Source organism: Bradyrhizobium denitrificans, assembly GCF_013179005.1.
Lineage (GTDB): Bacteria > Pseudomonadota > Alphaproteobacteria > Rhizobiales > Xanthobacteraceae > Bradyrhizobium > Bradyrhizobium denitrificans.
In genome coordinates, this window is sequence record NZ_JABFDP010000032.1 from 81,178 (window position 1) to 103,690 (window position 22,513).

At 66.7% G+C, this 22,513-nt stretch carries 19 protein-coding genes; 13 read left to right on the top strand and 6 right to left on the bottom strand.

From position 1 onward, the window contains the following. Positions 1 to 246 precede the first annotated feature (246 nt). From HL671_RS30535 to HL671_RS30545, 3 genes are all read left to right on the top strand, one after another. Entirely contained in the window at positions 247 to 1,302 is a 1,056-nt protein-coding gene (locus tag HL671_RS30535) for a glycosyltransferase family 4 protein (RefSeq protein ID WP_172241515.1), read from the top strand. 51 nt (positions 1,303 to 1,353) lie between these two features. Further along, positions 1,354 to 2,043 carry a class I SAM-dependent methyltransferase gene (locus HL671_RS30540; protein WP_085972643.1) on the top strand — a complete coding sequence of 230 codons (690 nt, stop codon included), beginning with the start codon at positions 1,354 to 1,356 and terminating at the stop codon, positions 2,041 to 2,043. Positions 2,044 to 2,188: 145 nt separating this feature from the next. Continuing rightward, entirely contained in the window at positions 2,189 to 2,821 is a 633-nt protein-coding gene (locus HL671_RS30545; protein ID WP_172241518.1) for a hypothetical protein, read from the top strand. A 458-nt stretch (positions 2,822 to 3,279) separates the two neighbouring features. Here the strand turns inward: HL671_RS30545 and HL671_RS30550 are convergent, their stop codons facing one another. Beyond that, positions 3,280 to 4,944 carry an aminotransferase class III-fold pyridoxal phosphate-dependent enzyme gene (locus tag HL671_RS30550; RefSeq protein ID WP_374050120.1) on the bottom strand — a complete coding sequence of 555 codons (1,665 nt, stop codon included), beginning with the start codon at positions 4,942 to 4,944 and terminating at the stop codon, positions 3,280 to 3,282. Positions 4,945 to 4,979: 35 nt separating this feature from the next. Between HL671_RS30550 and asd the strand changes: the two genes are divergently transcribed. The 6 genes from asd (at position 4,980) to HL671_RS30580 (ending at position 12,125) form a co-directional block, all read left to right on the top strand. Next, on the top strand, positions 4,980 to 5,861 hold the full coding sequence (asd, locus tag HL671_RS30555) for an archaetidylserine decarboxylase (protein WP_012046080.1): 882 nt from the start codon (positions 4,980 to 4,982) through the stop codon (positions 5,859 to 5,861). A 108-nt stretch (positions 5,862 to 5,969) separates the two neighbouring features. Further along, positions 5,970 to 6,956: an NUDIX hydrolase gene (locus HL671_RS30560; protein WP_172241522.1), complete on the top strand. Its 987-nt coding sequence runs from the start codon at positions 5,970 to 5,972 to the stop codon at positions 6,954 to 6,956. 154 nt (positions 6,957 to 7,110) lie between these two features. Beyond that, the gene (locus tag HL671_RS30565) at positions 7,111 to 7,620 is read left to right on the top strand and encodes a (2Fe-2S)-binding protein (RefSeq protein ID WP_172241525.1); all 510 of its coding nucleotides are present in this window, start codon (positions 7,111 to 7,113) and stop codon (positions 7,618 to 7,620) included. Beyond that, positions 7,617 to 8,633: an FAD binding domain-containing protein gene (locus HL671_RS30570; protein WP_172241528.1), complete on the top strand. Its 1,017-nt coding sequence runs from the start codon at positions 7,617 to 7,619 to the stop codon at positions 8,631 to 8,633. Before HL671_RS30565 ends, HL671_RS30570 begins: the two co-directional genes overlap by 4 nt. A 4-nt stretch (positions 8,634 to 8,637) precedes the next feature. Then, complete coding sequence (locus HL671_RS30575; RefSeq protein WP_172241531.1) at positions 8,638 to 10,842, top strand: xanthine dehydrogenase family protein molybdopterin-binding subunit; 2,205 nt, start codon at positions 8,638 to 8,640, stop codon at positions 10,840 to 10,842. A 386-nt stretch (positions 10,843 to 11,228) separates the two neighbouring features. Then, positions 11,229 to 12,125, top strand: coding sequence for a DUF3313 domain-containing protein (locus HL671_RS30580; protein WP_172241534.1), 897 nt, complete (start codon positions 11,229 to 11,231; stop codon positions 12,123 to 12,125). Positions 12,126 to 12,222: 97 nt separating this feature from the next. Here the strand turns inward: HL671_RS30580 and HL671_RS30585 are convergent, their stop codons facing one another. The 3 genes from HL671_RS30585 to HL671_RS30595 are packed head-to-tail and all read right to left on the bottom strand — an operon-like array spanning position 12,223 to position 16,987. Next, on the bottom strand, positions 12,223 to 14,184 hold the full coding sequence (locus HL671_RS30585; RefSeq protein WP_172241538.1) for a MacB family efflux pump subunit: 1,962 nt from the start codon (positions 14,182 to 14,184) through the stop codon (positions 12,223 to 12,225). Beyond that, the gene (locus tag HL671_RS30590; protein ID WP_012046073.1) at positions 14,184 to 15,476 is read right to left on the bottom strand and encodes an efflux RND transporter periplasmic adaptor subunit; all 1,293 of its coding nucleotides are present in this window, start codon (positions 15,474 to 15,476) and stop codon (positions 14,184 to 14,186) included. The genes HL671_RS30585 and HL671_RS30590 overlap by 1 nt, the downstream gene beginning before the upstream one ends. Continuing rightward, positions 15,473 to 16,987: an efflux transporter outer membrane subunit gene (locus HL671_RS30595; RefSeq protein ID WP_172241541.1), complete on the bottom strand. Its 1,515-nt coding sequence runs from the start codon at positions 16,985 to 16,987 to the stop codon at positions 15,473 to 15,475. Before HL671_RS30595 ends, HL671_RS30590 begins: the two co-directional genes overlap by 4 nt. Positions 16,988 to 17,216: 229 nt before the next feature. Here HL671_RS30595 and HL671_RS30600 point away from each other — a divergent pair, with 229 nt between their 5' ends. Further along, entirely contained in the window at positions 17,217 to 17,984 is a 768-nt protein-coding gene (locus HL671_RS30600) for a response regulator (RefSeq protein WP_012046071.1), read from the top strand. Further along, positions 17,974 to 19,350, top strand: coding sequence for an ATP-binding protein (locus HL671_RS30605; RefSeq protein ID WP_012046070.1), 1,377 nt, complete (start codon positions 17,974 to 17,976; stop codon positions 19,348 to 19,350). The genes HL671_RS30600 and HL671_RS30605 overlap by 11 nt, the downstream gene beginning before the upstream one ends. Before the next feature lie 124 nt (positions 19,351 to 19,474). Here the strand turns inward: HL671_RS30605 and HL671_RS30610 are convergent, their stop codons facing one another. Further along, positions 19,475 to 20,263, bottom strand: coding sequence for a DUF2147 domain-containing protein (locus HL671_RS30610; protein WP_172241544.1), 789 nt, complete (start codon positions 20,261 to 20,263; stop codon positions 19,475 to 19,477). A gap of 171 nt (positions 20,264 to 20,434) precedes the next feature. Continuing rightward, entirely contained in the window at positions 20,435 to 20,644 is a 210-nt protein-coding gene (locus HL671_RS30615; RefSeq protein WP_210264165.1) for a hypothetical protein, read from the bottom strand. Positions 20,645 to 20,709: 65 nt separating this feature from the next. On the opposite strand from HL671_RS30615, the gene HL671_RS30620 reads away from it, so the two are divergent. Further along, entirely contained in the window at positions 20,710 to 21,903 is a 1,194-nt protein-coding gene (locus tag HL671_RS30620) for an extensin-like domain-containing protein (protein ID WP_041750958.1), read from the top strand. Between the two features lie 302 nt (positions 21,904 to 22,205). Next, entirely contained in the window at positions 22,206 to 22,472 is a 267-nt protein-coding gene (locus HL671_RS30625; RefSeq protein ID WP_012046066.1) for a hypothetical protein, read from the top strand. Positions 22,473 to 22,513: the final 41 nt, after the last annotated feature.

Here is a 22,513-nt window from a genome sequence, read left to right on the forward strand (position 1 = left end):
TGCAACTCATAAGGGAGAAAAGTTTCGTTGCGTTTTCGTAGCAGGTGCAAAACGGCTTCGTCGGCTTAACCGTTTGTTTCATGACGGTTTCACGACAGCAGCTGCGCCGCGGGGGCCACGGACATCGCGGAAAACGGCCGGGAGCGGCAAAAAGAACCTTCGACAGTTCGATGACGTCACACGCCTGAAATAAGAATGTCGGAATTTGCGGATGTTCAGAATCGCTGCAACTTTCCGGATCGACTTATGCGGATCTTAATCGCAACCGACGCCTGGCACCCGCAGGTCAATGGCGTGGTGCGCACGCTCACGTCGCTGTCGCGCGCGGCCGCGAGTCTCGGCGCTGATATCACCTTCCTCACGCCGGAGGGGTTTCCGTCATTCGGCGTGCCGACCTATCCGGGCCTGCGGCTTGCGATTCCCAAGTCCAGCGAAATCGCTCGCCGCATCGAGGCCGCAGCGCCCGATGCAATTCATATCGCGACTGAAGGCACGATCGGCTGGGCCGTGCGCCGCTATTGCCTGCGCCATGGCTTGCCATTCACGACGTCCTACACGACGCGCTTCCCGGAATATGTGTCGGTGCGCACCGGCATTCCCGACGCGGTCGGCTACTGGGTGATGCGCCGCTTTCACGATGCTGCCGCCATGACCATGGTGGCGACCAATTCGCTGAAGCAGGACCTGGCCTCGCGCGGCTTCAAGAAGCTCGGCTTCTGGACCCGCGGCGTCGACACCAAGCTGTTCAATCCGGACGAGCCGGCCGCGCTCGACCTGCCGCGTCCGGTGTTCATGACGGTCGGCCGCGTCGCGGTCGAGAAGAACCTGGAAGCGTTCCTGTCGCTCGATCTGCCGGGCTCGAAGGTCGTGGTCGGCGGCGGTCCGCAGAAGGCCGAGCTGGAGCGCCGTTTTCCGAAGGCGCATTTCCTCGGCGAGAAGACCGGCAAGGACCTGACCGCGCATATGGCGGCCGCCGACGTCTTCGTGTTTCCGAGCCTGACCGATACTTTCGGCGTGGTGCAGCTCGAATCGCTGGCCTGTGGCACGCCGGTAGCGGCGTTCCCGGTCACCGGACCGCTCGACGTCATTGCCGATCATCCGATCGGTGCGATCGACTGGGACCTGCGCGCCGCCTGCCTCAAGGCCCTGACCATGTCGCGCGAGACCTGCCGTGCCTTCGCGCTGGATCGCTCCTGGGAGAACAGCGCGCGCCAGTTCATCGGCAATCTCGCCGTGCTGCAGCCGTCCCGTGCCGTGCGTCCCACGCCGGTGCTGGTCGGGCAGAGCGCCGTGCGCGGCTGATAGCCAACATCGCGTCACCACATCAATTGCAAAACAGAGTGAGATGTAACGATGGCAGAAACCATGAAGCTCCGCGGTGCGCAGGAGCTCGATTTCGATCGCGAGCAGGTCGAGCAGGCCTATGACCGCTGGGCGCCGATCTACGACCTCGTCTTCGGCGGCGTGTTCGAGAAGGGCCGCAAGGCCGCGATCAGCGCCACCAACAAGCTCGGCGGGCGCGTGCTCGAGGTCGGTGTCGGCACCGGCATCTCGCTGCCGCTTTATGCCCCGCATGTCCGGGTGTTCGGCACCGACATTTCCGAGGCGATGCTCGGCAAGGCGATGCGCCGCGTCGCCGAGCAGCGGCTGAAGAATGTCGAGGGTCTGGCGGTGATGGATGCCGAGAACCTCGATTTTCCCGACGACTCCTTCGATGTCGTGATGGCGCAATATGTCGTGACCGCCGTGCCGAATCCGGAAGTCGCGCTCGACGAGTTCGCCCGCGTGCTGCGTCCCGGCGGCGAGTTGATCATCCTCACCCGCGTCAGCGCCGATGACGGCCTGCGCCGGGTCATCGAGCAGGCGCTGCAGCCGGTGGTGCGCCGGCTCGGCTTCCGCACCGCCGAGTTCGGCTGGTCGCGCTACATGCGCTGGCTCGCCGGCGCGCAGCGCATGGAACTGGTCGAGCGCCGCCTGATCCCGCCGCTCGGACACTTCTCGCTGGTGCGCTTCCGCAAGCAGGACCTCGCTGCCGCAGCCTGAGGCGCGGCAGCCTCCCTCCGCGGCGCGCGCGCTTCTCGGTAGTTCTCGACGTTTTCTCGCGTCCGATCGTGTGACATCTTGATGATGTCACACGATCTACACCGAATCCCTGTACACGACCTGCAACTCATTCTTCGGAGCAACCATGATCAAGCATTTCCTGGAGCAGCTGCGGATCCAGCGCTGGGACGACCATCGCTATTATCACCACAGCCGCATCAATCAGAGCTTGCACTTCGTCAGCGCGCTCAGCTTCCTGATCGCCTATGTGATGATGGTGTTCGATCCGCTGATGTCGGCGCTGATCGGCTGGCTGGTGTCGATGACGTCGCGCCAGGCCGGGCACTTCTTCTTCGAGCCGAAGGGTTATGACCACGTCAATCAGGCGACCCACGAGCATAAGGAAGAGATCAAGGTCGGCTATAATCTGCAGCGCAAGGTCGTGCTGATGTCGATCTGGGCCGCTGCGCCGGTGGTGCTGTATCTGCAGCCGACTCTGTTCGGCCTGCTGTCGCCCTGGACCACGGCGATGGATTTCGCCCGCGAGACCGCCAAGCTCTGGCTCGTGATCGGCATCGGCGGCCTCGTCTTCCGCACCGTGCAGCTGTTCTTCATCCGCGACGTCGAGACCGGCCTGGTCTGGATGACCAAGATCATCACCGACCCGTTCAACGATTTCATGCAGTATCGCTCGGCACCGCTGGCGCTGCTGCGCGGCGAGCTGATCGATCCGGGCCTGCACCTGATGGGCGAGAATCTCGAAGAGCAGCACGCCTGAGCCGGGCGCTCGATCTGAACTGCGCGATGCCCGGGCCGGTCCCGGGCATCGGTGTTTGTGGGGATGTCTCGATGTTGGACGCAAGCTGTCGCGATGAGCGCGGTGCACGCCCTTCTCCGCTTGCGGAGGAGGGCCGGGGAGGCGGCAGGCTTGCTGTGCTCGCCATGCGAGCGCCGGAGGCGACGGCCCCCGCCCGTCAGAGTCTGCAAGCCGGCCGATATGCCCCGCAAGGGCGCGTGGCGATCGCATACGGGGAGAGGGGGCTGTCGCGACGAGCAGTCCGGCTCGAGAGCGATACCGTCATGCCCGGGCTTGTCCCGGGTACCCACGTCGATCCCGCGATGCCGAACAAGGTGGATGACCGGGACGAGCCCGGCCATGACGACGTGAAGACAGTCGGGCGCAAAACGCCGATCGCCGTAGGCCACCGCCCCGCGAAAGCGGGGCAGAGAGCGACCTCAACGTCCGACCACGGCGCCGACCATCTCTTTCAGGATCTGGCGCTTGATCGCCTTGTTGGTGAGGGTGCCGTCGTTCCACCACCAGCCGTCCTGCTTCATCTTCTCCGCCGCCGCGACGAAGCGCTTGGTGACCTCGGCGAAATCGGCGTCGGTGTAGTTCAGGCTGAAGATGAAGCGGCCGGTGCCGACCCAGCTGAGCGCCAGGCCTTCGGCGCGCAGGTAGAATTGCAGCATCCAATTGTAGCGCGACGGCACGGTGTACTCGACCAGCCAGATCGACTGCAGATTGGACACGCGCACCGGCAGGTCGCGCGCGCTCAGGGCAGTGTTGAGCTCGCCGGCGCGGCCGTCCCAGGTTTCGTCGAGCCCATCATAGATGGTGCGGAAGTTCGGGCTGTCGAGCCGGCTCAGGAACTCGTCCATTGCCGTCATCACGTAAGGGTGCGAGTTGAAGGTGCCGCGGGCGAAGCAGATGTCGGCCGGCCGGTCGTCGCGGAAGCGGCGCATATAGTCCTTCTTGCCGCAGACCACGCCAATCGGCAGGCCGCCGCCGAGGCTCTTGCCGTAGGTCACCATGTCGGCCTTGACGCCGAAATATTCCTGGGCGCCGCCCGGGGCGAGCCGGAAGCCGAGGAACACCTCGTCGAACAGCAGCACGATGCCCCTGTGGGTGCAGACTTCGCGCAGCTGTTTCAGCCAGGCCGTGTAGGCCTCGCGGTCGTAGCGGCCCTTGCGGGAGGAATCGACCAGCGCGGAATCGCCCGGTGCGTTGCCGTTCGGATGCAGCGCTTGCAGCGGATTGACCAGCACGCAGGCGATGTCGCGCCGTGTGCGCAGGACGTGCAGCGTGCGTTCCGACATTTCGGCCAGCGTATAGGTCTCGTGCGGCGCGATCGGATTGCCGACGCCGGGCTGCACGTCGCCCCACCAGCCATGATAGGCGCCGGCGAAGCGCACCAGGTGGCTGCGGCCGGTGTGGTAGCGGGCGAGCCGCACCGCCTGCATCACGGCTTCGGTGCCGGACATGTGGAACGAGACCTCGTCCATGCCGGACAGTTCGGTCAGCCGCTTCACATTGTCGGCAACGACCGGATGATACAGGCCGAGCACCGGGCCGAGCGCCTGCGCGCGCCGCTCGGCGGCGGCGATGCACTCCTTGTAGAAGTCGTAGCCGAAGATGTTGACGCCGTAGGAGCCGGTGAGGTCATAGAACTGATTGCCGTCGAGGTCGGTCAGCGTGACGCCGGACGAGGCCTGCATGAACGAGCCGGCGCCGAGTTGCTCCTTGACCAGCCGGCTGTATTGGAACGGCACGCGGTAGGATTGGGTGAATTGCAGGTCGGAGATGCGGCTTGCCGCCTCCGCGGTGAGCGCGCGGCTCTTGGCGAATTTCTCCTGGAACAGCGCGCCGAGGCGGAAGAAGCCGTCCTGGCGTCTAGTGGCGATCTCCCCCGGCGCGCCATCGGAGCGGAAGAAGTCGTCGATTTCGAACTCATAACGCGGGATCAGCTTGGAGATCCGGCGCGACATCTTGGAATGGCCGGCGAGCGAGCGGTGCTTGGCACGCGACAGCTCGATGCGGGCCTTGACCTTCGGGGCGACGGCGGCCGTCACGGCAGCGCCAACCGCCAACGTTACATAAGGAATCGCGTTTTCCATCATGCCCAAAAGCGCTAACCACTCCTGCTGACAGATTCATGACAGTCAAAAGCCTGATCGCTTCCTTCACCCAACAGGAAGACCTCAACTTCCTGCTCACCAACCGCGTGCCGCGCGCCGCGCTGACCCGCTTCATGGGCTGGTTCTCCAAGATCGAGAATCCGCTGGTGAAGGACGCCTCCATCGCGCTGTGGAAGCTGTTCTCCGATCTCGATCTCTCCGAGGCCAAGGAGAGCGAGTTCAAGAGCCTGCATGCCTGCTTCACCCGCGAGCTGAAGCCAGGCCTGCGGCCGTTCGATCCCGATCCCGCGATCGTGACCAGCCCGTCCGACGGCATCATCGGCGCCCATGGCCAGATCCGCGACGGCGAGCTCTATCAGATCAAGGGCGCCCCTTACGCCTTGCGCGACCTCGTTGCGGATCCCGCCGTGGTCGAGACCCATCGCAATGGCTGCTTCGTCACCATCCGGCTGACCTCGAGCATGTATCATCGCTTTCACGCGCCAGCGGACATGACGCTCGAGCATGTCAGCCTGATCCATGGCGATGTCTGGAACGTCAATCCGATCGCGCTGAAGCGCGTCGAGCGGCTGTTCTGCAAGAACGAGCGCGCCGTCATCCGCACCCATCTCGCGACAGGCGAGCCGTTCACCATCGTGCCGGTCGCCGCGATCCTGGTCGCCAGCATCCGCCTGCACGCGCTCGACCGCGTATTGAACGCGCAGACCGAGCGGCCGCTCGCCTACAGCTGCAACAATGTCGTGCGCAAGGGCGACGAACTCGGCTGGTTCGAGCACGGCTCCACCATCATCCTGCTCGCGCCCGGCGACTTCACCTTCTGCCCTGAGATCGCCGAGGGCGCGCGGATTCGCGCCGGCCAGCCGCTGTGGCGCAGGCGCGTCGCCGCCGAGGGAATGTAAGATCTGCGCCACCCGCGCTCGATTTCGCCGTTGCGCTTCACTATATGGTTGCGCTCAATTCACGAATCGGGATCGCGGCCCCCGCGATCCCCGGCCACAGGAGAGGCGATGGCGAGAGCGCCCATCATGGCGGCAGGCGGCATTGTGCTGCGGCGGGAGCAACCGCCGCGGGTCGCGGTGGTGCGCCTGCGCAAGCGCGACGAATGGGTGCTGCCCAAGGGCAAGCTCGATGATGGCGAGACGCCGCGCGACGCCGCCAAGCGCGAGGTGCTGGAAGAGACCGGGCACAAGGTGACCGTGCACGAGTTCCTCGGCACCCTGGTTCATGACACCGGCACCCGCTCGAAGGTCGTGCATTATTGGCGCATGGAGGCGTCCGGGGACCAGACGCAGCCGCTGATGGACGACGTTCGCGCCGTCGACTGGCTGCCGCTCGAGGCCGCCGTCGAGCGGCTGTCGCGCGATCACGAGAAGACGTTCCTGGAGACGGTTGGCCCCTATGCGCTTGCCGGCCTGATTCGAAAGGCCAAGGCGAAGCCGGCGCTGGAGCCCAAGGTCGCGGCCGAAAAGGCGCAGGCCGAAAAAGCTTCGGCAGAGAAGGTGCAGGCAGAGAAGGTCGCGGCGGAAAAGCCTGCAACGACCAAGAAGCGCCGCAGCCGCGTTACTCTGCCGTCGCAGGTCCCGGGGCCGCCGTCAGAGCCGGCCGAGGCGATCCCCGAGATCGCGTGCGAACCCGCAGCCGAGATACTGCCTCCGCTGGAGCCCCCTGCGCCGGCCCAGCCCGACACGCCTGCCCCGTTGCAGGTCGAAGCGGAGACCATGCAGCCGGCAACGCCGGAGACCGAGCGCGCGCCGGCGGATCTCGCGCGCGTCGAGGCGGTGGCGGCCGCGATCAAATCGCTGGTGCCCGGCTCTCTTGCGCCGGCCGCCGAGGACGCCCGCGCGAGCGCCGAAGCGCCATCGGACATGCCGAATGCGGACGCGGCGGCAGAGCTGCGCCCGGACACGGCTTCAGCGGCCGCGGATGAGCCCAATGGCGGCGCCCGGCGCAGCCTGGCCCAGAAGATGCGGGCCTGGCTCGGCCGCGCCGCCTGAGTGTATCTGGCGAAGCGCTTGATCCACAACGCATCCCGCTGAAGGCCTCCGGTGCGGGCCGCGCGCGCGAATGGCTGCGGTCCGCCGCGCAAAAATTGCTGAGAACCAATCGCGCCATTGCGGGTTGACGCGGGTCCGTCAACGGAGACCCCGCATGAGCCCGCCGCGCGAGAGTGTCGCACCTCTGACCAAACCCGCCCCGCTGTCCGTCACGCTTCGGATCAACGGCGAACGCCGTACGCTGTCCGTGGCGCCCTGGACCACGCTGCTCGACCTGCTGCGCAATCACCTGGATCTCACTGGGACCAAGAAGGGCTGTGACCACGGTCAATGCGGCGCCTGCACGGTTCTGATCGATGGCCGCCGCGTGCTGTCCTGCCTGGCGCTGGCGGTCATGAAGGACGGTGCCGAGATCACCACGATCGAAGGCCTTGCCAAGGGCGACGAGCTGCATCCGCTGCAGCAGGCCTTCATCGACCACGATGCCTTTCAATGCGGCTATTGCACGCCGGGCCAGATCTGCTCGGCCGCGGGGCTCATCGCCGAGGGCAGGGCGAACAGCAAGGATGAGATCCGCGAACTGATGAGCGGCAACATCTGCCGTTGCGGCGCCTATCCGAACATCATCAGCGCGATCGAGCAGGCCATGGGAGGCGGCCGATGAACAATTTCGATTACGCGCGCGTGAGCGACGTCGCCGAGGCGGTCAAGCTGAAGGCTGAGACGCCCGATGCGAAGTTCATCGCCGGCGGCACCAATCTGATCGATCTGATGAAGTACCATGTCGAGCAGCCGCGGCGGCTGATCGACATCAGCCGCCTGCCGTTGAATGTGGTGGAGGAGACGAGCACTGGCGGGGTGCGGATCGGCGCCTTGGTGCCGAACAGCACGCTGGCCTATCACCCGATCGTCGAGAGCCGCTATCCGCTGCTCGCGAGCGCGATCCTGGCCGGGGCCTCGGCGCAGCTGCGCAACATGGCCTCGACCGGCGGCAATCTGCTGCAGCGGACGCGTTGCGCGTATTTCTACGATGTCTCCATGCCCTGCAACAAGCGCAGCCCAGGCGCGGGCTGCTCGGCGATCGGCGGGCTCGACCGCAATCACGCGATCCTCGGCGCCAGCCCGGACTGCATCGCGACGCATCCCTCCGACATGTGCGTGGCGCTGGCGGCGCTGGATGCCACGGTGCAGGTGACCGGTGCGCAGAGTGAGCGTGCGGTCGCCTTCGCCGACTTTCACCGGCTGCCCGGCGACCGTCCCGATCTCGATAACACTCTGCGGGCCGACGAGATCATCACGGCGATCGAGCTGCCGGCGCAGGGCTTCGCGACCAATCATAGCTATCTCAAGATCCGCGATCGTCTCTCTTATGCGTTTGCGCTGGTCTCGGTCGCCGCGGCGCTCGAGCTCGACGGCGGCCGCATCCGCGAGGTCAGGCTGGCGCTGGGCGGTGTCGCCCATAAGCCCTGGCGCAACGCGGAAGCGGAAGCCGCGCTGCGCGGGCAGGCCCCGGGGGACGACGCGTTCGACCGGGCGGCCGATATGCTGCTCGCGGACGCCGGGGCTCACGCGCACAATGGCTTCAAGATCCCGCTGGCCCGCCGTGCCATCCGGCGCGCGCTGACACAGGCCGCGAACGGCACACCTCAGATCCAATCCACCAAGACGATCCGGTGATCCCATGACAGCTCGCATCGGCTCCGCCACCTCCCGCGTCGATGGCCGCGCCAAGGTCACCGGTGCCGCCAAATATGCCGCCGAATTCGCCGCGCCTGATCTCGCCTACGGAATCGTGGTCAGCGCCACCATTCCGAAGGGGCGCATCACCAGCATCGACGCCAGCCGCGCCCGCGCGGTCGGCGGTGTCATCGACGTCATCACCCACACCAACCGTGTCAGGATGGCCGATAAGGACGATGGCTATCGCGACGAGGTCGCGCCCGAGGGCGGCTCACCCTATCGTCCGCTCTACGACGACCGCGTGCATTTCAACTTCCAGCCGGTCGCGCTCGTCGTTGCCGAGGACGAGGACACGGCCCGCTATGCTGCGACGCTGGTCGATGTCAAGTATCAGGCGGAGGATTTCGCGACCGACTTGCATGCCCGGCGCGAGCAGGCGTTCAAGGTCGACAAGCCGATCAAGCCGCGCGGCGATGCGACCCGTGCCCTCGCCGGCGCACCCGTTCGCCATGATGCCGAATACGGTGTTCCGGTCGAGTACCATAATCCGATGGAGCTGTTTGCCTCCACAGTGCTCTGGCGCGACGGCGGCAAGCTCGTGGTCCACGACAAGACCCAGGGCGTGCAGAATGTGCAGCGCTATGTCTGCGGCGTGTTCGAGCTGAAGGAGGACGACGTCCAGGTGATGTCGCCATTCGTCGGCGGCGCGTTCGGTTCCGGCCTGCGGCCGCAATATCAGGTCGTGCTCGCTGCGATGGCCGCGCTCAAGCTGAAGCGCGCGGTGCGCGTCGTGCTCAGCCGCGCCCAGATGTACGGCCTGTGCTATCGCCCGGCGACCATCGAGCGGTTGGCGATCGGCGCCAATCGGGACGGCGGGTTGACGGCGCTGACGCATGAGGCGATCGCGATGACGTCACAGCACGAGGCGTTTTCGCGCAACGATATCGGCTGGGGGGACGTGCTCTATACATCCGAGACATCGCGCGCGACGCATCGGCTGGCCAGGCTCGACGTCCCGACGCCGGGCGACATGCGCGCGCCGGGCGCGGCCAGCGGCGTGTACGGGCTGGAATGCGCGATGGACGAACTCGCGGTTGCGCTGAAGATGGATCCGCTGGCGTTGCGGCTGCGCTGCTACTCCGACCGCGACCAGGACAAGAACCTGCCGTTCTCCAGCAAGCGGCTGCGCGAGTGCTATCAGCAGGGGGCCGAAGCCTTCGGCTGGTCCAAGCGCGGCGCGGAGCCGCGCTCCATGCGGGAGGGACGTGAATTGGTCGGCTGGGGCATGGCGAGCGGTGCCTGGGAGGCGATGCAGATGCCGTTCGCGTCGCGCATCGTGATGACGGCCAACGGCCATGTCGAGGTCGCGAGCGCGACGTCCGACATCGGCACCGGCACCTACACGATCATGGCGCAGGTCGCTGCCGACATGCTCGGCGTGCCGCTCGACAGCATCACCGTGAAGCTCGGCGACTCCACTCTGCCAAAGGCGCCGGTCGAGGGCGGTTCCTGGACCGCGGCCTCGATCTCGCACGCGATCGTCAATGCGGCCGGTGACATCCGCGCCGAGCTGTTGACGATCGCGCAAGCCATGCCGGGCTCGCCGCTGCTGGGGCTCACGGCGGACGAGGTGACGCTGGCCGATGGTGCCGTTGTCGCGATTGCCGATCGCAGCCGGTCGGTTGCGATGGCGGACGTCATGCGCCATGGCGGCATGGATCGCATCGAGAAGGAGCGCGGCTCGGAATTCAAGGAGGACGACAAGCACGCCCACAACACCCACGCGGCGATCTTCGCCGAGGTCAAGATCGACGAAGAGCTTGGCGTCGTCAGGGTGACGCGCATCGTCAACGCCGTTGCCGCCGGCCGGATCCTCAACACCAAGACGGCGTCGAGCCAGATCATGGGCGGCGTGGTCATGGGCATCGGCATGGCGCTGCATGAAGAGGCCAGGATCGACCATCGCTTCGGGCGCATCATGAACGCCAATATCGCCGAGTATCACATGCCGGTGAATGCCGATGTTCACGACATCCAGGTGATCTTTGTCGAGGAAGAGGATCGCATCATCAACAAGATGGGCATCAAGGGCCTTGGCGAGATCGGCATCGTCGGCGTCCCCGCCGCCATCGCCAACGCGGTCTATCACGCCACCGGCAAGCGCGTGCGCGACCTGCCGATCACGTTGGACAAGCTGCTGGGGTGATCCGCCGGGACAAGCATTCTCACAAGCCCTCAGAGGATCAAGCGGTCGAGCCGAGGCACGCGGTGAGCTTCGCGAACGGTTGAGCCTCTCCCGTTGTGGACCACGAGGGGAGAGGGGACATCGGCGCTGTCGCTGCGTGGCTCGTCTCGATGAGTTGTCCTGCCGATCAGCCCGATAGAAGATCGTTCTCGGCAGATGGGCTTCTGCATCGAATCTTGCCTGTCGCGACAACGCCATGCTCGCGACACGCGCGCCGCACTCTCTCCGCGGTTCGCGCCATTTCGTAACATCTCTCCACGCTTCCGCCCTATGCTGTCCGAATTGTCGGATGAGAACGATGCGCCGTCCGCAGAGGCGGACATGAGAGGCGTGAAGGCGGTCCGGGCATGGTCGAGGTCGACATCGCGTGTTGGGTGAGATCGTACACGCCGGCCGCTGCTCGCGTGACCATGCTCTGCACGGCCCTGGGCCTGGCCGGTTGCGCGACCGCGCCGATGACGCAGAGTGGGGCGCTCGCGTCCTATCAGACGCTGTCCGAATCCAACGGCGTTCTCGCCAAGTCCGTGCTGAACGTCGACAAGGACGCGGTGCTCGCGGCCTCGACCATCCGCATCATGCCGACGTCGTTTTCCGGACAGGCCAACGAGGTTCTGAGCGACGAGCAGCGCCGGCTGGTCGCCAATGCCGTCGATCGCGCGCTGTGCCTCAATCTGAGCGAACGTTTCACGGTCGTCGCTCCATATGAGAAGGCCGACCTGACGACGCGCACCTTCATCACCCAGGCGACGGCGACCGACCCGGTCGCGGCGGGGGCGTCCAAGGTCGTCTCGGCCGTGCCCGGTGCGCTCGGCGTTCCCGTGCCGGTGCCGCGGCTGCCGATCGGCCTCGGCAGCCTCACGGTCGAAGCCGAGGCGGTCGACCGCAAGGGACGTCAGCAGGCTGCGATGGTGTGGGCGCGTGGCGCCAATTCGTTCACCAATTCGCCGGTGCTGTCACAGGCCGGCGACGCCTATGATCTGGCTGCCTCGTTCAGCGCCGATTTCGGCCAGATGCTGGTGACCGGCGAGACGCCGTTCGGCAAGGCGCCGAAGCTGCCGTCGATCCAACGGATCGGCGCCGCGCTGGGAGGAAAGCCAAAGCACGCGGCGTGCGAGGCGTTCGGCCGCGATCCCGGCTTGATCGGCATGGTCGCCAACCGGCTCGGCGCGCCGCCCGAATGGGTCGACAAGGGCGCGGTCGCTCAGGACGCCGCAACGAACACGCAGATGGCCGCAAAACGGTAGCGGCAGCGCGCAGACGGCGGGCGGTTTGAGGCGAACCGCGGAAGACGCAACCCGACCTCTCCCGGCAAGCGGCAGGGCCACGGGGGCACAGATTGGCCTATTCCCGCGCCAGCGCTGTCGCCGGATCGAGCCGCGACGCGCTGCGTGCGGGCATGTAGCCGAAGCCGATCCCGATCGCCATCGAGATGACCGCGGAGCCGACCATGGCCAGCGGTGAATAGATCAGCTGAAAGCCGACATCGAGTGCATTGAAGATGGAGCCGAAGCCGACTGCGAGCCCGAGGCCCAGGGCGCCGCCCAGCAGGCAGACCAGCACCGCCTCGATCAGAAACTGCATCAGGATGTCGCTGCGGCGGGCACCGACCGCCATGCGTACGCCGATCTCGCCGACGCGCTCCGACACCGACACCAGCATGATGTTCATGACGCCGATGCCGCCGACCAGGAGCGAAATCACGGCGATGGCCGCGACCAGCAGGGTCAGCACCTGCGTGGTGCTCTCGACCGTCTTGCGGATGTCGTCGGTGTTGAGGACAAAGAAATCCTTGGCGTTGTGGCGCGCGGTGAGTAGCGCCGTCGCCGCGCGCTCGGCGGCAGCCATCGGCGTCGCCTCGTCGACGCGCACGCTGATGCTGCGCAGCACCTGGTTGCCGATGAAGCGGGCCTGCACGGTGGTGTAGGGCAGATAGACGATCGGCGTCGAGCTGGAGCCGAAGCCGGCCTGCTGCTGCTTGGTGACGCCGACGACGCGGCAGGGCACCTTGCCGATCAGGACCACACTGCCGAGCGGGCTCACATCCGGATCCGGAAACAGCGCCTTGCGCGCATTGTCGTCGATCACCGCGTCCTGGGCGTAGGACCGCACCGTGTCGGCGTCGAGATAGCTGCCTTCCGCGAGCTCGGTATTCTTGACGCGGAAATATTGCTCGCCGACGCCCGAGACCTGCGCGCTGACCTCGATGGCGCCGAAACGCAGGGTGCTGGTGGTCGACACCGTCGGCGAGATCGCGTCGACATAGGGCTGTTCTGCCATGACCTTGGCGTCGGCGAGCACCAGGGTTCTGATCTTGTTGGCGCGCGTGTCGCCGAAATCCTTGCCCGGAAAGAACTCCAGCGTGTTGGTGCCGAGCCGGTTGATGTCCTTCAGCACGCGCGCCTGCGAGCCTTTGCCGAGCGCCAGCACCAGCACGACGGAGGCGACGCCGATGATGATCCCGAGCATCGTGAGGAAGGCGCGCATCCGGTGCGCGTTCATGGCGAGCAGCGCCATCCGCGCCGCTTCCCGGAAGCGATCGAGATAGCTGCGCCACCATGACGATGCGGAGGCCGCCGGGACTTCGGCTGCGGTGGTCTGAGCCTGTGTCGGGCCACGCGAATTGAGCCGGTCGGAGATGACGCGGCCATCCTGGATCTCGATGATGCGCCGCGCCCGCTGCGCGACGCCGGCGTCGTGCGTGACGATGATGACCGTGCGCCCGGAGGCGCTGATCTCGTCGAGGATGCGCAGCACCTCCTCGCCGCTGGCGCGATCGAGCGCGCCGGTCGGCTCGTCGGCAAGGATGACGTCGGGATCGTTGACCAGCGCGCGGGCGATCGAGACACGCTGCTGTTGGCCGCCCGAGAGCTGGCCTGGCCGGTGATCGATGCGGCTCCCCATGCCGAGCCGCCGCAGCAGCGCCTCGGCCTTGTGGCGTCGCGCAGCCTGCGTGAGCCCTGAATAGACGGCGGGAACCTCGGCGTTCTGCGCGGCGGTCAGCTCGCCGAGCAGATGGTAGCGCTGAAAGATGAAACCGAAATGCTCGCGGCGCAACGCCGCGAGCTCGTCCGGATCGAGCGAGCTCATCTCGCGGCCGGCGATCCGGTAGCTGCCCGAGGTCGGCCGATCAAGGCAGCCGAGGATGTTCATCAAGGTCGACTTGCCGGAGCCCGACTGGCCGATGATCGCCACCATCTCGCCGCGTGCGATCTGGATGTCGACGCCGCGCAAGGCATGCACCGTGCTGTCGCCGGAGGCATAGCGGCGTCCGACATTCTGCAGGTCGATCAGCAGCTCTGCCATCATGGCCCCCCGGAGGACGCCGGCGGTGGCATCACGGTCTGCTTCGGAGCTTCCTCAGGCGTGGAGATGACGACGCGCTCGCCCTCGCTCAGGCCGGACTTCACCTCGGCCCGGATCTTGTTGTTGAGGCCGATGCGCACGTTGCGCTTCTCCAACGCGCTGGCGCCATTGAGCAGACGGACCGTATAGCTGCCGTCCGGATTGACATTGCCCAGCGCCGAGGACGGGATCGTCGGCACCTTGCGCGCCTCACCGAGCAGGATGTGGACCTCGGCGGTCATGTAGGTCATCAACTGCCCATCCGGATTGGCAACGTTGAAGACGCCGTTGTAATAGATCGCCGAGGACGTGGTGGAGGAGGACGAGCTGCTGCTCGATGTCGTCGTCGATGTCGATGAGAAGCTCGAATCGGTCTTGATCGATTCCGGGGCCGGCTCGATCGAGCCCAGCGTCGCGTGGAAGCGGCGGTCGGGATCGCCGAGGATCGTGAAGTAGACGTTCTGTCCCGGCTTGACCTTGACGACATCGGCCTCGGAGATTTCCACGCGCACGGTCATGGTCTCGACTTGGCCGAGCACGACGATCGTCGGCGCCGACTGCACCGCATTCACGGTCTGGCCCTGCTGGGTCACGATGGACAGCACGGTGCCGTCGATCGGTGCGGTGATCCTGGTATAAGCGAGGTTCACGCGCGCGGTCTCGATGGCGACCTCGGCCTCGGCGATCTGCGCATCGAGCTGCGCGATCTGGGCCTGCGTCTGCTTCACGGTCGCTTCGGCGCTGTCGTAATCCGCCCGCGAGGACGCCTTCTGCGCCAGCGTGACCTGCTGCCGCGCCATATTGGCCTCGGCAAGCGCCAGCGTGGCGATCTTCTCGTCGCGCTGCGCACGCACGTTGCGCAGCGCCGCCTCATTGGTCCGCAGCGTGTTCTGTTGCGTCAGCGAGTCGATTTCGCCGATCAGGTCACCCGCTTTGATCTTCTGGCCGAGCTCGACATTGAGCGTCACCAGCCGTCCCGAGGCCTGAGCGCCGACCGCGACCAGCTTGACCGGCTTCAAGGTGCCGGTCGCGAGCACGGTCTGCTCGACATCGCCGATCGTGACCGGTGCCGTGACCAGATTGGCGTTGGGATTTCTGCTGTAGCGGGCAACGAGCAGAGCGACCACTGCCAGCGCAACGGCCGCACCGAGGATCAGTCGTGACCAGCGGCGCTGCGGCTTCGGCTTGACCGGCGGCGAGAGGCTGCCGTCGATTGCGGCCGGTCGGGGCATGGGAGGCAGGGGCGCGTTCATGGCGAGGGTTTGATCTCTTCGGAAAAACGCTTCGGTGACCTGGCCACGACAGTCTGCGCCAGATGCGGACCGGTGTTGTCATCGACAACAATGGGAACGGAGCTGTCGATCGCGCCGGTCCAGCCGCCGCCGAGCGCCTTGGCCAGCGCCACGTAGTCCTTTGCCAGCGTGGCCCGGCTTGCCAGCAGGCTGTCTTCGGCGGTGAATTGCGAGCGCTCGGCATCGAGCACGTCGAGGAAGGTGCTGGAGCCGGTCTCGTACAGCGAGCGCGACAGTCTGGCGGCCTCGCTGTAACGGCGCGCCGATTCCGTCAGGCTGCGGATACGGATGCGCTCCTGGGCGAGGTTGACGATGGCGTTCTCGACATCCTCCAGCGCGCTCAGCACGGCGCTCTGCCAGGCGACATGATATTGATCACGCTGCGCCTCCGCGACCTCGACCGCAGCCTGCAGCTTGCCGCCATTGAAGATCGGGACGGAGAGGCTCGGCCCGATCGACCAGCCGATCGTCGAACTCTTGCCGAGGTCGCCGAGCTTCAGCGCTGACGTCGAGACGGTGCCGCTGAGGCTGACATCCGGATAGAGCGCCGCGGTTGCCTGGCCGATCTTCGCCGTATATTGCGCAAGCTGACGCTCGGCCTTGCGCACGTCGGGCCGCATCACCAGCACGTCGGCAGGGATGCCCTTGGGCAGCGGCAGACGTGGCGAGGGGATGACCGTGGCGCGCGACAGCCGCAGGCTGAGCGCGGTTGGATCGCGGCCGAGCAGCACGCCGAGCCGGTGCACGGCCTGCTGATAGGAGCTCTCATAGGTCGGTATCGTCGCCTCGGTGCTGGCAGCGAGCGCGTTCGCTTTGGCCGTGTCGACGGCGGACGCCGAACCGGCGTTCTGCTTGCGCTCGGTCAGCGCGGCGGTCTCGCGCTGCGAGGCCGCGGTGCGCTTGGCCAGCGCCACCCGCGCCTGGTAGGCGCGGGCATCGATGTAGTTGGAGGCGACGTCGCCGATCAGGGTGAGCAGCGTCGCGCGCAGATCGTCATCCGCCGCGTCGACGCCATAGGATGCGGCTTCAGCCGCGCGGCGATTGGCGCCGAACAGATCGAGCTCCCAGCTCGAATCGAAGCCGGCCTGATATTGGCTGTAGGTGGTCGGGCCGATCGCGACACCGCCCGTCGAGGAACTGGCGCTGCGCGTCTCGGTCGCGGAGCCGGTGCCGCTGATGCTCGGAAACAGGGCGCCGATCGCCTGGCGCTGGGTGGCGCGAGCCTCGCGGATGCGCGCCTTGGCCGAGGCCACGTCGAGATTGCCGCCGACAGCCTCGGTGATCAGCTGGTCGAGCTGCGGATCAGCGAGGTTGTGCCACCATTGCGCGAGCTTCAGCGCTGGCGCCGGGCGGCCGCGGTCGCTGCTCCAGCTGTTCGGCACGCCGAAATCCGGCGTGACGTAGTCCGGGCCGACGGCGCAGCCGGCGAGCAGCGGGGCTGCGAGGCTTAATGCGAGCAGGAGGCGTGTCACGGCGGCTGGCGATCGCGTTCGGAAGCGGGCCGCGCCGGTCGGTCGGCCACGCCGCAGGACTTCCCTGTTGGTTACTTGTTTGATGCCCAAAGCCTTAGGCGGGAAGCCGATTGCGCAGGATTAAGTCGCGTGAAGAAATGTTTCCGCCTTAACAATACAGCTTACTTTCGCCACGATCGGGGGCCGCTTCAGGCTGTTCTTTTGGGCTCAAATCGACCATGTTCCGCACATGATGTCGTCACACAATACCGCCGTGGCCGCCGACGCAAACATACCGGCAGCGGCGCGCATTCTCTGCGTCGAGGACGACCGCGAGATCGCGGCGCTGCTCACCGAGCTGTTGCAGGAGCATGGCTTCGCGCCGCGCTTCGTCGCCTCGGCGGCTGCGATGAACGATGTCCTGCAGCGCGAGCAGGTCGATCTGATCATGCTCGATCTGATGCTGCCCGATGAGGACGGCATGAGCATCTGCCGTCGGCTGCGCCAGGTCTCGACCGTGCCGATCATCATGGTGACCGCCAAGGGCGAGGACATCGACCGCATTCTCGGGCTTGAGCTCGGCGCCGACGACTATGTCGTCAAGCCGTTCAATCCGCGCGAGCTGGTGGCGCGCATCCGCGCGCTACTGCGCCGCTCGCAATTGCATCCCGCCGTGATCGCGGCGCGGCAGGCGCCGATGACCTTCGACGGCTGGCGCATCGAGCCGGCGACGCGCACATTGTTCGATCCCGACCGCGTCAAGATCACCTTGACCAGCGCCGAGTTCGACATCCTGCTGGCGTTCTGCCGCAATGCCGGTCGCGTGCTGTCGCGCGAGCAGTTGATCGAGCTCGCGCATGGCGGCCAGGCCGGACCGGTCGAGCGCAGCATCGACGTTCACATCAGCCGCATCCGGCAGAAGATCGAGCCCGGCGCCAAGAGCTGGAGCCTGATCAAGACCGTGCGCCTCGGCGGCTACGTCTTCACGCCAAGGGTCGAGACCATCGATGAAGCCTGACAACAAGACGTGCCCACGGGTCGGCCTCACCACGCAGATCGTGACGCTGGCATCGCTGTCGGTGCTGTTCGGCGTGGTGCTGATGATCGCGGCGGCGCTGCTGTTCCTCGATCCCCCCGACGAGCAGGAATCGCCCGCCTATGGCGTCGCGCGGGTGGCCGAGGCGGTGCACTTCGTCCGTGCCGCCAACGATGCCGGGGCGGTGGACAGCAGTCTGTCGAGCCTGCGCAATTCCGGCATCCAGGTCGAGCTGGTGCCGCTGACATCGCTGACCCTGCTGGCCAGGCCGATGCGGAACGTGCCCTGGACGTCGCAACTGGCCCGCCGCCAGCTCAGCGTGCTGCGCGACATCACCTTGCTCCATGGCGTCAGCTACGGCGCCGCGCCGCCGCCGACGCAGATCATCGTCCAGATCGATGGCGAGCGCGCGCTGGTGTTCGACGACGTGCCGCGGCTGGAGTTCTGGTCGATGGTGCTGAAGCCGACCTTCGTGTTCCTGTTCCTCATTCTGATCCTCGGGGTGCTGCTGTCGATCTATGCGGCGCGAGCGATCATCCGGCCGTTGTCGGAGATGGCGCGCGCGGCTGCCGCCTTCGGCCGGTCGCCGGCCGCGCAGGCGCCGCTCAGCGGCCGCGGCCCCAGGGAGATCGCCCAGGTTGCCGAAGCGCTGAACGACATGCAGGCCCGCATCCGCGCATTGCTTGACGACCGCACCCGCATGCTGGCCGCCATCAGCCACGATCTGCGCACGCCGCTGACGCGGCTCCGCCTGCGCTCGGACCGGATCGGGCACGGTGACATGCGCGCGGCGATGTTGCGCGACATCGACCAGGTCAGCCGCATGCTCGACGAGACGCTGGATTATCTGCGCGACGATACCAAGGCCGAGCAGCCGGCGCGGATCGAGCTGTCAAGCCTGTTGGAGACGATCTGCTGCGACTTCGCCGATGTCGGCCACGCCGTCACCTATCAGGGGCCGCAGCGGCTGGTCTGCGAAGGCCGGCCGCGGGCCCTGTCGCGCGCCGTCACCAATGTGGTCGAGAACGCGGTCAAGCATGGCAGCGAGGTGGTGGTGAGCCTGTCGGTCGCGACTGACGGCATGATTGCGATCGAGGTCGCCGACGACGGCCCCGGCATTCCCCAGGCGCTGCAGGCGCGCGCGCTGGAGCCGTTCGTCAAGCTCGACCAGGCGCGCTCGGCCGGCGGGTTCGGTCTCGGCCTGTCGATCGCGCAGGAGATCATGAAGAAGCACGATGGCGGCCTCGCGCTGATGCCCAACGCGCCGCGTGGCCTGCGCGTGCGGCTGTCGCTGCCGCTGCCCGCGGCGCTTTCCGTTGCTCCGGCGATCCCGGCCAAGGTGGCGTGAGCCGCGGCCAATGAAGAAAGGCCCCGCCGGGGGCTGATCCGGCGGGGCCTTGGTATCGCTGACAACGAGGGACGCTGACAACGCGGGACAATGTCAGCCGACACGTCATCAGCTGATCCGTTTCTCAGCTGATCCGCTTCCAGGTCTGCCCGCCGCAGAACAAGCCGCCGAAGGCGCAGCCCTGGACCCGCAGCGTGTTCGGTCCCTTCAGCGCGATCGTGGAGTCGTAGTTGCCGCCGCCGTCCGGATCGTGGATGCGGCCAACCCATTTGCTGTCCTTCGGCTTCATGTTGATCAGGATCTTCTCGCGGGTCTTCTCGGCAAAGCCGCAGATGTTCGTGCCGCAGGGCTCGATCACGACATTGCCCTTGCCGCCTTCGGTGGCCCACAGGCCGAGCGGTGAGTTCGGGTCCGCCGCCGCGGCGGGTGCCGGCTGGCCGGCCGCGGGCGCTACGGCGACGGTGGTTGCGGCCGGCGCCGGCGAGGCCACCGGTGCGGCCGGGGCCGGCGGCGCGGCGTTCGAAGTGACCGGCGCCGCCGGCATCTGCACCGCCGCCGGCGGGGCGAGCGGAGCAGGCGCGGCTGCAACGGGCGCCGCGGTGACGGGCGCAGGCGCGTTGACAACGGGCGGGTTGACCACGGGCGCGGGCGTCGAGGGCGCGGCGGTCGCAGGAGCCGCCGCAGCCGGTGCTGCCGCAGCGGTGCTGCTCGCGGGGGCGTCGTCGTCATCGAACTTGGATTTCAGGCCGCTGAGATCGATGCCGGAGACCTGCAGGCAGGATAGCGACTGGCAGTTGCGGGGCAGGGTGACCCGGATCTTGCGGCCGTCGAGATCGAACGCGATCGAGCTGCCGGCCTGTGCGGCGCTGCCCGCGATCAAGATGGCTGCAGCAGCCAGAAACATGGTCTTCATCGGTTGAGCTCCCTCGGGCCGCGTCGTGAACCTGAGGCAACGCTAGGTGCGCGAGCGCCGCGTATCTGTGATCCAGCTCACGGTTGGCATGGCCCGTCAATGCCCCGCGCATCGCGACGGCAGCCGATCAAGTTCGCGTGTGGCAAGTCCGCGTGTGGCGATGATGGCGCTTCAGAACAGGCCGATCACGATCGCGCCCACGAATGCAAACGCGACATAGGCGATCACCATGCTCAGCCGACCGGCAAGGGTCATGACACGGCTCCCGTTTTTCACGTTCAGCGCTGCTGCAGCGCGCGGTGATGATAGCCGTTCGGCCTCGGCAAAAAAGACAGCGCGGCTGCCGCTTCGCCGCCGATCGCATGTCGCCCGCAGCGGCATGGTTTCCGCGGCGTCAACAGACGACATTGACAGGTCCTTAAGCAAATTGCCGCAAACCTCTGCACATGACGCGCGGAGTTCGTTTGTATCTCGTCGGCTCCATCGTCCTTGTTTCGCTTGCGGGTTGTGGCCGTGGATTTTTCCAGGAGCGCGAACCGTGGCGGGCCGAGGCCGAGATCGCCTGCCTGAAATCCGGCGCCGTGAAAGAGAGCGCCGATATCGTCCGCATCGAGCCGATCTCCGGCCCGGGCATGTGCGGCGCCGATTACCCATTGAAGGTGGCGGCGATCGGCGAGACCAATGCGAGCTATGGTTTTGCCGATGAGAGCCTGCGTCCGCCGGCCGCGATCGGCGGCCAGCCGCGCTGGCCGATCAACCCGCAACAGCCAGCCTATCCACCGCCGGCCACCTATCGGCCGCAGGTGATGCCACAGCCTGTCTATCCGCCATCGAATGCGGCCGCGTCGCCGCCGTCCTATGGCGCGCCCGCTGGTGCGCCGCTGCGGCTCGAGCCGCCCGGGGCGGCGCCGGGCGAGGACGACAGCAATCTTCCTCCCGACGGCGGCGCAGCGCCGCTTTATCGCAACCAGCCTGCGGCTTCACGCGGTCCCTATCAGCAGCAGCCGGACGCGCCGCCGCGGCTCGGCCCGTCGCGCGGTGATGTGGTGGGCGCGGTTGGTCCGGTCGCGGTGAAGCCGACGGCGACGCTGGCTTGTCCGATCGTGTCCGCGCTCGACCGCTGGCTCGCCGAATCGGTCCAGCCCGCGGCGATGCGCTGGTTCGGCATGCGGGTGGTCGAGATCAAGCAGATCTCGGCCTATTCCTGCCGCGGCATGAACGGCAATCCGAGCGCGCATATTTCCGAGCACGCCTTCGGCAATGCGCTCGACATCGCCGCCTTCACCCTGGCGGACGGCCGCCGCATCAGCGTCAAGGATGGCTGGATCGGGCTGCCGGAAGAGCAGGGCTTTCTGCGCGACGTGCAGGGCGGCGCCTGCCAGCAGTTCACCACGGTGCTGGCGCCAGGTTCCAACGTCTATCATTACGACCATATTCATGTGGACCTGATGCGCCGGGCCAGCCGCCGCCTGATCTGCCAGCCGGCGGCGCAATCCGGCGAGGCGGTCGCTTCGCGCGCCCAGCAGCGCCGCTACGGCTATGGCCAGCGCGATCCCGATGTGACCAGCGCGATCCCCCGCAAGGCACCGCGCAGCATCGGCCAGCTGATCAACGAGGAAGACGAACTCCGCGATTATTGAGGGGCGAGTGGCGAATAGGAAGTCGCGAGCAGGGCGCAACTCGCTGAGCAATTTTGCCACTCCCGATTCGCTCTTCGCCCCTCCCCATCCGCCGCTGTGCGTGTCTGTGGATTTCTCCAAGCGCCGGGCGCCCCTTCCGCCGGTTTGTGCCGGACCGGCACGCAAACGCGATCAGCGCGGATGGCGCGTTAAGACATCGTTGACCATCCCGGCCGTCCGCCAATGGCCGACACTAGACCTGCCACAGTCCCAAGGAACAAGGCGCGCGGGGTTTGGTTGCTGGCGGGTTGGGAGAGGCGAAGATGGCATCGTATCGCATCAGGGCGATTGGCTCAGGCTTCGAGGTCGGCACCGACGCGGAGGCCGTGCTGGTCTGCCGCTCACTGAAAGTTGCGCGCCGCGCCGTCGCTGATGCAAAGCGGCTGGAGCAGATGCCGCCGAAGCCGATTCCCTGGCGGACGCCGCCACATCAGGAGATGGGGGCCGCTGGAGCCGAGGACATCGCCTGCGAGGATGCCGCTGATCTCGACATCGTCGTGGTGGCGGACGGTCCGCCTCTGTGCTGCTGACTAGGTTCTGTACTCATAAATGGATTCCGTTAGCTGACGAA